Consider the following 8,847-nt stretch of genomic DNA (forward strand, 5'->3'; position numbering starts at 1 on the left):
CGGCTGTCGGCCTTGGTGACGGGCGGCATGGGCGTCGCCTGGGTCTCGGCGGCCGCGGTGGCCTTGGGCTGGCACCGGTTGAGCGACACCGTCGGCGGCTGCTTGCTGGTCGCGGCGGTCACCTGCGCCGGGGCGGCGGTGGTGTCCGCCCGCCGCCCCGACGGTGACCGGGTGCCGCTGGTCCCGGTGCTGACCGGCTTCCTGGCCCCGCCGGCACTGGTGCTGGCCGGCTACGCGGTCCTGGCGACGGCGACGTCGGGCGCGGCCCAGTTCGTGGCGGCGCTGGTGCTGGCGGCGATGTCGTCGATGGCGGTGGTGCTGCTGCTGACGGGACCGTTGCGCCGGGTGGCGTTCGACCCGGCCGAGTCCCGGGTCCGCCGCCTCCGCCGCGCGTGACGCCCCTCCGACCACGCCAGATGCCCGCCTGATCACGCGAGCGGGCCAGTTTCGGGGGATTGGCCCGCGACAGCGGGGTGCCGCCGACCCTAGCGTCGGCGACATGGACCCGAGGCTCGCCGATGACCTGCACGCCCTGCCCGATCTCCTCGACGCCGCAAGCAAATTCGCGGCCGAGGCGCTCGCCGGGCTGGACCGCCGGGCGGCGGCCGTCCCGCCCCGCGCCGTGGAGCCGGCGCCCCTGCCGGCCGGCGGCGCGGGTGCGCGGGGTGCGCTGGACGAGTTCGCGCGGCGCTGGGAACCCGGCTTCGCCGCCGGCGCCGGCCCGCGGTACCTCGGCTTCGTGACCGGCGGTGCCACCCCGGCCTCCCTGGCCGGCGACTGGCTCACCGCCGCCTACGACCAGAATCCCGCCAGTGGCATGGACTCCTCGGCCCAGGACCTGGAACGCGAGACCGTCGGCTGGCTGGCCGAGCTGTTCGGGCTGGGCCCGGAGTTCTCCGGCGCGTTCGTCACCGGCGCCACGATGTCCACGGTCACCGGTCTGGCCATCGCCCGCGAATGGCTCGGCGAACGGGCCGGGGTGACCGTCTCCACCGAAGGCGCCGCGGCGCTCGGTCCCGTCACCGTGCTGTCCGGTTCGCCGCACTCGAGCGTGCTGAAGGCGTTGTCGTTCCTCGGGATGGGCCGTTCCGCCCTGCGGAAGGTGCCGGTGCTCCCGGGCCGCGAAGCCGTCGACGTCGCGAAGCTCGCCGAAGCGCTCGAGACGCTCGACGGCCCCGCCGTCGTCGTCGCGAACGCGGGGACGGTCAACACCGTCGACTTCGACGACCTGCGGGCGATCGCCGCCCTCAAGCAGCGGTACGGCTTCTGGCTGCACGTCGACGCCGCGTTCGGCGGGTTCGCCGCGCTGGCCCCGGAACACGCGGCGCTCACCGCCGGCCTCGACCAGGCCGATTCGGTGGTCGTCGACCTGCACAAGTGGCTCAACGTGCCCTACGACTCGGCCGTCCAGTTCACCCGCCGCCGCGACCTGCAGCTGCGCGTGTTCAGCAACAACGCGGCCTACCTCGGCGAGATCGGCGAGAACCCGGACTTCCTGCACCTGACACCGGAGAACTCCCGGCGGCTGCGCGCGCTCCCGGCTTGGTTCTCGCTCGTGGCGTACGGCCGCGCCGGCCACCGCGAGATCGTCGAGCGCTGCGTCGCGCTGGCTCGCGACCTGGGCGCGCGGATCGACGGCTCGCCGCACTGGCACCTCCTGGCGCCGGTGCGGCTCAACGTCGTCTGCTTCACCCCGGCCGGCGAGGTCACGCAGGACCGGATCGACACGCTCGTGCGCGACATCGCCGAAGACGGGACGACGTTCCTCACCCCGACGGTGTACGACGGCCGCCCGGCGTTGCGCGCCGCGTTCAGCAACTGGCGGACGACCGGGACCGACGTCGACCGGGTCTTCGCCGTGCTGGAGCGCCTGGCCGCCGGCTCGTCATGACCGCGTCCCGGACGGCTTTTCTAGCTGCGGTCCGACTTCGGCATCAGGTACTTCCACGGCGACGCGCCGGTGCCCAGTTCGCACGGCACGTGCACCAGCGCCGGCCGGCCCGCGGCGAACGCCTTGTCCAGCGCGCCGCGCAGGTCGTCCGGGGTGCGCGCGGTCAGGCCGAGCGCCCCGAACGTCTCGGCGAGCCGGGCGAAGTCCGGGTTGTGCAGCCGCCCGCCGAGCGCGCGGCCGTCGAACAGCCGCTCCTGGTCGAGGTGGACGTTGCCGTAGTAGCCGTTGTCGAACACCACCGCGACCACGTTGAGTCCATATTGGACGGCGGTGGCGAGTTCCTGCGCGGCGAACATGAAGCCGCCGTCCCCGGCCACCGAAACCACCGGACGGCCGGGGAAGGCCGCCTGCACGCCCAGCGCCGTGGGGTAGCCGAAGCCGAGCGTGCCCTGGTGACCGCAGGTGACGAACGTGCGCGGGGCGTAGACCTCGAACCCGAAGTAGGACGCGAAGCCGACCTGGCAGATCTCCTCGACGAAGAAGCCGTCGCGCGGGAGCACGTCCCGGATCGCCCGGAGGTACTCCAGCCCCGGCCCGACGTCGGTGACGCGCTCGGCCACGGCGGCTTTCAGCGCGGTGAACTCCGCCGTCCGGTCCGTCCGTCGTGGACCGGCGGCGGCGGTGAGCGCGGCCGTCGAGTCGGCGGCGTCGGCGATGATCGCGACGTCCGCTTCGAGCCGGGTCGCCTGCCGCGGGTCGATGTCGAGCAGGATCGTCTTCAGGCCGGCCGGCTTGTCCGGCCAGCGGAACCAGGAGAGCTCCATCCGTGACCCGATGCCGATCACGACGTCGGTCTCGGGCCACCGTTCGAAGCCCGAGACGCAGGTGAAGCCGAGCGGGTGGTCGTCGCCCACGAGGCCGCGTCCGCCGCGGAACGGCACCACCGGCGCCTGCAGCCGCTCCGCCAGCGCCCGGACCTCGGCGGCGGCGTGCCGGGCGCCACCGCCCACCATGATCATCGGGTGCTTCGCCGATTCCAGGAGGTCCGCGGCCTTCTCGATGCCGGCCGGGTCGACGGCCGGGCGGGGCAGCGGCAGCGGGCCGGTGACGCCGGCCGGGGCACGCAGTCCCAGCACGTCCCACGGCACCGCCAGCGAGACCGGCCGGGGCCGCCCGCCGGCCGCTTCCCGGAACGCCGTCGCCAGTGCGTCCGGCACCTCCACGGGGTGCTCGACCAGCGTCGACCACTTGGTGATCGAGCGCAGAGTGGCCAGCTGGTCGGGCATTTCGTGCAGGTGCCCGAGCCCGCGGCCGAGGTACGAGCGCGGGATCTCACCGGTGAGGCACACCACCGGTGCGCTCGCCCCGTACGCCGAGAGCAACGCGGCCGACGCGTTGAGGACCCCGGGGCCGGGGACGACGGTGCAGACCCCGGTGCGGCCGGTCGCCTGCGCGTACCCGAACGCCATGTAGGCGACGGTCTGCTCGTGCCGGGCGCCGATCACGCGGATGTCGCCGCCGGTGCGGGCGAGGCTGTCGAACAGGTCGTAGGTCTGCACGCCGGGCAGGCCGAAGACGGTGTCGACGCCGTGGGCCCGCAGCCCGCCGACGATCAGGTCGGCCGCGGTCGGGATCACCGGGGACATCGGCATCGCCTCCTGGGGGTCGCTGGCCGACGGAACATATATGGTTTCCTACATGATTGGCGCGTCCGCGGGAAGACCGGTCACCAAGTCGCAGCTGGCCTACGAGACGATCAAGGCCCGGATCCTCGACGGGCGCTACGGGCCCGGCTACCGGCTGGTGCTCGACCAGATCGGCCGCGAGCTCGACGTCAGCGCGGTGCCGGTCCGCGAGGCCCTGCGCCGGCTGGAGGCCGAGGAGCTGATCGAATTCGAGCGGAACGTCGGCGCCCGGGTGGTGGCCATCGATCCGGTCGCCTACCAGCACGCGATGCAGACGGTGGCGATCGTCGAGGGCGCGGCCACCGGCCTCGCCGCGCCACTGCTGACGGCCGAGGCGCTGAGGCGCGCCCGCGAGCTGAACGACCGGATGCGCCGCAGCCTCGCCGAGTTCGACCCGGTGGCGTTCACCGCGCTCAACGCCGAGTTCCACGAGGTGCTGTTCGGCGCCTGCCCCAACCCGAACCTGGTCGACCTGGTCCAGCGCTGCTGGACCCGGCTGGCGGCGGTCCGCGACAGCACGTTCACGTCGGTGCCGGGCCGGGCGCCGGAGTCGGTCGAGGAGCACGAGCGGCTGCTGGCGTTGATCGAGGGCGGGGGAGAACCGGAGGAGGTGGAACGGTTCGCGCGCGGGCACCGGATGGCGACGCTGGAGGCCTACCTCGCCCGGGAGCGGTGAGGCTTGTTCCCCCGGACCCGGGGATGCCAGGGTCGGGGCGTGCCGATCTTCTCCGCGCCGGACGGAACCGCGCTCGCCGTCCACCTCTCCGGTCCGGGCGCCGCGCCGCCGGTGGTCTGCCTGCCGGGCGGCCCGATGCGGGCCGGCGCCTACCTCGGGGATCTCGGCGGCCTGACGACCCGGCGCCGCCTCGCCGTGCTGGACCTCCGCGGCACCGGCGGCTCGGAAGAGCCCGCCGACCCCGCCACCTACCGGTGCGACCGCCAGGTCGAGGACGTCGAGGCGCTGCGCAAGCACCTCGGCCTCGAACGCTTCGACCTCCTCGGGCACTCGGCCGGGGCGAGCCTGGCCGTCCGGTACGCGGCCCGGTACCCGCGGCGCCTGAACCGGCTCGCGCTGATCGCGCCGAGCCCGCGAGCCGTCGGCTTCGACGTACCGCCCGGGCAGCGGCGGCGGATCATGGCCCGGCGGGCCGGCGCTCCCTGGTTCGCCGCGGCGGCCGCCGCGTACGAGTCGATCGTCGCGAAGAAGGCGACCAGCGCGGACTGGGCCGCCTTCGCGCCGCTGTACTACGGCCGCTGGGACGCCGCGGCCCGGCAGCACCAAGCCGGCGAAGCGGGCCAGCGCAACGGTGCGGCCGCCCGGATCTACAACTCGGCCGGCGCTCATCAGCCCGAGACGACCCGTGCCGCGCTCGGCGCCGTCACCGCCGGAGTGCTGGTGCTGGCCGGCGAACTGGACTGGATCGCCACCCCGGCCGTCGCGGACCGCTTCGCCGCGCTGTTCCCGGACGGCCGCGCCGTCGTCCTGCCCGGCGCCGCGCACTACCCGTGGCTGGACGACGCGCCCGCGTTCGGGTCAGCCGTGGGCGGCTTCCTGGCCTGAGCCCGGGTTCCGGCGGGGCTTGATGCGGACCGCCGGCAGCGCGGGAGCGGGCAGGCGCTCGCCCGGGTAGCCCGTGACACTGCCGAACTGGTCCGACCCGGCTTGCCACGCTTCGCGGAACGCGGCGATTTCTTCGTGGGTGCGGCCGACGAAGTTCCACCACATCAGGATCTCTTCGCCGAACGGGGTGCCGCCCAGCAGCAGGAACCGGGCCGGTTCGGTGCCGCGGTTGCTCAGGGTCAGGGACCGCACCCCGGTACCGAGGTAGCCCAGCTCCGCCGTCCGGACGCGGGTACCGGCCACCTCGACGTCGCCGGTGTCGGCCAGGACGCCGTGCTCGAAGCCGGGGTCCACGCCGAGGGACATGTGGGCGTCCGGTCCCAGCACGACTTCCGCGCCCAGCAGCGGGGTGAACGTCGGGATCGGCGACGTCCGGCCGGCCAGTGACCCGAGGAACACGCGGATCTCCGCGCCCTCGATCCGGTTCACCGAAGGGACGTAGTGGTCGAACGCCCGTGCCGTGTGCCGGTGCCGCTCGGGCAGAGCCACCCAGAGCTGGACGCCGTGCAGCGTCTTCGTGGCGGCGGTCGAGACCTCGGAGTGGCAGATGCCGTGCCCGCCGGTCATCAGGTTCAGTTCGCCGGGGCGGACCACCGCGTGCGTGCCGAGGCTGTCGCGGTGTTCGATCTCGCCGGAGAACAGCCAGCTGACGGTCTGCAGGCCGGTGTGCGGGTGCGGCGCGACGTCCATCGCCCCGGGCCCGCTGACCTCGTCGGGGCCGTAGTGGTCGGCGAAGCACCAGGCGCCGATCAGCGACCGCGACCGCTGCGGCAGGGTCCGCCGGACCCGCATCGCGCGCGGCCCGCCGAGGGGCACCGCGCGCGGAGCGAGCACCTCGACAACGGGACGGTCGGGATCGGCGGCCGCGGGCCGGTCGCCACCGGCGAGTTCGGCGGGGGCGGCCTCGGTGTTGCTCATGTCCGCCACGGTAGTCGCGATGCCCGCCGGGACGCGGCTGGGCGGTGTCCCGGCAGCCGCCCAGGTGTCGAGCGCCGACGCCACCCGGCCGCTAAGCCCCGACCGGCGCGAACCCTTCCGCCCGGCGCCCGATCCGGACCGCCGTCGCGGCGAACCGGCCGTAGACCGCGGCCAGCAACGCGAGCTCGACCGCGTGACCGGTTCCGCGCGGCCCCTCCCGGCCGTCCGCCCACCCTCGCACCTCCCGCTCGGCCGCCTCCGCGAGCGACACCGCGTCATCGAGCCCCGTCCCGCCCCGACCGGCCAGCACCTCCCGGAGGGCCCGCGCGGCGGCCACCGCGTGCCCGCCCAGCCGGCCCAGCGCGGGCCGCACCTCCGGCGGCACGGGTCCCCGCGCCTCGGCGACCTCCCGCGCGAGACCACCCATCCGAGTGAGATCCGCAGCGGTGTGCACGGCCGCGACGACCGCCTTCACCTCCGCCTCCCGCGGCGCGTGCAGGGCCAGCAACGCACACGCCTGGTCCTCGCACGCGGCCCCGAGCGAGGCCACCGCCACCGCCTGCTCCCGCGCACGTCCGCCCAGCGTGTGGTCACTTTCCAGCGCCGAGCGAGTGGCCTCCTCGAGCGTGCTGGCGACGAGGTCGCCCAGGTCCGCCAGCCGGTGGGCGAGCGTGACGAGCTCCTTCTGAAACGGCGTCGGCATGGCGGCAGGAAACCACCCCGGCCGGGTGCCGGCATCTCGTCGCCCGGCCCGGAATTGTCGGACCCCCGTGCTCTCCTCATCGGCAAGAGCGGTGCACCCCGCACCCGGAGGACGAGGAGAGACCGATGGCAGGCGAAACGACGGTCACCGTGGTCGGCAACCTGACGAGCGACCCCGAACTGCGCTTCACCCCGGCCGGCTCGGCGGTCGCGAACTTCACGGTCGCGAGCACCCCGCGGGTGTTCGACCGCGAGTCCGGCGCCTGGCGCGACGGTGACGCGCTGTTCCTGCGCTGCAGTTTGTGGCGGGAGCACGCGGAAAACGTCGCCGAGTCGCTCGTGCGCGGCACTCGCGTGGTCGTCCACGGCCGGCTGAGACAGCGGTCGTACGACACGAAGGAAGGTGAGAAGCGCACCGTCGTGGAGCTGGAGGTCGAGGAGATCGGGCCGTCGCTGCGGTACGCCACCGCCAAGGTGACCAAGGTCAGCCGCGCGACGGGTGGCGAAGGGAGCAGCGCTTGGGCGCCGGAACCGGTGGGGGTGGCAAAGCCGCCCTTCTGATCCCCATCCGTTCGCGGCCGGCCTCCGAACGCCTGTCGAGGAGGCTTCGACCCGTGCTGGATCGCCTGCGGTGAAGATGAGGGGACGCTCCGGCCGGACCCGCTGTCGAAATCCCGCCCACCGATTCGACGCAGGGGTAGCGGCCGAACCACGAGCGGGAGGGACCGACATGAACGGGAACGAGAAGACCGGCTCACCGGCAGCGCACCCCGTGGTCAACCACCGGATGCGGGCGATGCTCCGAGCAGTCGGCGCAGGCCGCGGCCGGGTGTCTTGCAGCAGTGAACCGGACCTGTTCATCGACGGCCTGTCGTGCGGCGACCAGTTCGCGGCCCACGCGCTGGCCCACCAGGGCCTGGTCCGCGCGGCCCGCCCCGGCCGCTCGGGCGAGCTGGTCCCGGCGGTCCTGACACCCGCCGGCCAAGCCCTCCTGGACCCCGAGCAGAGATCGGCCGCCTGACCCGGCGACCGGCGGATGTTTGACAACTCGATAGAGAAGCCTCCCGCCGCGGAGGCGGCCGGGCCTTGCCGCTGCGGGGAAATCCCCGGAGCGGAGACACGAACGGCGGCGGTCCGGACGCTCGCCGAACCGCCGCCGCCGGTCTGTGCCTACTGGCCCTGCTGCGGGAACTGACCCTGCTGCGCCTGCGGTCCCGGCTGCGGGAACCCCTGCGGCTGGGACGGGTGCTGCGGGAACCCGGCCTGCGGAGCACCACCCTGCGAAGGGTGCGGCGGGTACCCCGGCGCCGCCTGCTGCTGGGCCTGGCCCTGTTCCTCCTGGGCCTGCAGCCGGAGCGCGTCCTCCTTCGGGATGCGGTTCTCGATCCCGCAGAACGTGCACTGCGCCGTGTACTTGACGCTGATCGGGAACAGCGGGATGAAGAACAGCGTGAACTTCGTGACCGCCTTGCGCACCGCGTGCGAAGCCGGGTTACCGCACCGGCCGCACAAGAACGTCGTCATCGCCAGCACGTAGATGCGCGTACGCCAGCCCCAGATCAGCATCGGTCTTCTCTCTTCCGTTTCTTCTTTCGCCGCGCAGCCTCGCACACCGTTGCCGGTTCCCGGGGCGGTTTTGCCGATCCCGTCCGGACCGACATCCGGCGAACCGGACATTCGGCCCGTACCGCAACGCCGGAGGCCGCGGAACCAGGGCCTGTATCGAAGTCGGTCAGAGCCATTCGTTGATCGCGGCGATGTGGACGGTGGCTTCGTAACGGCGGCGAGCTGGTCGTAGCGAATGGCCACGGCGCGGTGGCGGTTGAGCCGGTCGCTGCCCAAGACCCGGACAACGCCGGCATGTTCCGCCACGGCGCACCGGTCCGGACACGCCACCCCCAGCTCACCTGCTGGAGGCGACTTCGATACAGGCCCTAGCCTCGGGATTTCATGACTTGGTCGGCGACACGGGCCGGTAGTAAGACGGAGTGCCTGTCTCACAGGGCAAACTTGGGATTGCGAAGTCACAA

At 73.6% G+C, this 8,847-nt stretch carries 9 protein-coding genes and 1 pseudogene; 6 read left to right on the top strand and 4 right to left on the bottom strand.

Features of this window, described 5'->3' with window-relative positions; all coding sequences use genetic code 11:
* Both ACFVYA_RS09475 and ACFVYA_RS09480 read left to right on the top strand, forming a co-directional pair.
* A pseudogene (locus ACFVYA_RS09475) lies at positions 1-396 on the top strand (phosphoesterase); the annotation flags it as partial.
* A gap of 103 nt (positions 397-499) precedes the next feature.
* Positions 500-1,891 carry a pyridoxal phosphate-dependent decarboxylase family protein gene (locus ACFVYA_RS09480; RefSeq protein ID WP_387044040.1) on the top strand — a complete coding sequence of 464 codons (1,392 nt, stop codon included), beginning with the start codon at positions 500-502 and terminating at the stop codon, positions 1,889-1,891.
* 20 nt (positions 1,892-1,911) lie between these two features.
* Here the strand turns inward: ACFVYA_RS09480 and ACFVYA_RS09485 are convergent, their stop codons facing one another.
* Positions 1,912-3,537 (bottom strand): thiamine pyrophosphate-dependent enzyme, encoded by a 1,626-nt coding sequence (locus ACFVYA_RS09485; protein ID WP_387044042.1) that lies wholly within the window; start codon positions 3,535-3,537, stop codon positions 1,912-1,914.
* Between the two features lie 40 nt (positions 3,538-3,577).
* On the opposite strand from ACFVYA_RS09485, the gene ACFVYA_RS09490 reads away from it, so the two are divergent.
* Both ACFVYA_RS09490 and ACFVYA_RS09495 read left to right on the top strand, forming a co-directional pair.
* Positions 3,578-4,252, top strand: coding sequence for a GntR family transcriptional regulator (locus ACFVYA_RS09490; RefSeq protein WP_387044044.1), 675 nt, complete (start codon positions 3,578-3,580; stop codon positions 4,250-4,252).
* 39 nt (positions 4,253-4,291) lie between these two features.
* The gene (locus ACFVYA_RS09495) at positions 4,292-5,137 is read left to right on the top strand and encodes an alpha/beta fold hydrolase (RefSeq protein WP_387044046.1); all 846 of its coding nucleotides are present in this window, start codon (positions 4,292-4,294) and stop codon (positions 5,135-5,137) included.
* On the opposite strand, the gene ACFVYA_RS09500 is transcribed toward ACFVYA_RS09495, so the two are convergent.
* A complete protein-coding gene (locus ACFVYA_RS09500; RefSeq protein ID WP_387044048.1) occupies positions 5,111-6,115 on the bottom strand; it encodes a pirin family protein in 1,005 nt (334 codons plus the stop codon). The genes ACFVYA_RS09495 and ACFVYA_RS09500 overlap by 27 nt on opposite strands.
* A 91-nt stretch (positions 6,116-6,206) precedes the next feature.
* Positions 6,207-6,818 (bottom strand): PhoU domain-containing protein, encoded by a 612-nt coding sequence (locus ACFVYA_RS09505; RefSeq protein WP_387044050.1) that lies wholly within the window; start codon positions 6,816-6,818, stop codon positions 6,207-6,209.
* Positions 6,819-6,943: 125 nt separating this feature from the next.
* Here ACFVYA_RS09505 and ACFVYA_RS09510 point away from each other — a divergent pair, with 125 nt between their 5' ends.
* Together ACFVYA_RS09510 and ACFVYA_RS09515 are read left to right on the top strand one after the other, a co-directional pair.
* Positions 6,944-7,378, top strand: a complete 435-nt coding sequence (locus tag ACFVYA_RS09510) for a single-stranded DNA-binding protein (RefSeq protein ID WP_387044052.1) — start codon at positions 6,944-6,946, stop codon at positions 7,376-7,378.
* Positions 7,379-7,547: 169 nt separating this feature from the next.
* The gene (locus ACFVYA_RS09515) at positions 7,548-7,838 is read left to right on the top strand and encodes a hypothetical protein (RefSeq protein ID WP_387044054.1); all 291 of its coding nucleotides are present in this window, start codon (positions 7,548-7,550) and stop codon (positions 7,836-7,838) included.
* Positions 7,839-7,987: 149 nt separating this feature from the next.
* On the opposite strand, the gene ACFVYA_RS09520 is transcribed toward ACFVYA_RS09515, so the two are convergent.
* Positions 7,988-8,383: a zinc-ribbon domain-containing protein gene (locus tag ACFVYA_RS09520; protein WP_387044056.1), complete on the bottom strand. Its 396-nt coding sequence runs from the start codon at positions 8,381-8,383 to the stop codon at positions 7,988-7,990.
* Positions 8,384-8,847: the final 464 nt, after the last annotated feature.

This window comes from Amycolatopsis sp. NPDC058278, assembly GCF_042881395.1.
Lineage (GTDB): Bacteria > Actinomycetota > Actinomycetes > Mycobacteriales > Pseudonocardiaceae > Amycolatopsis.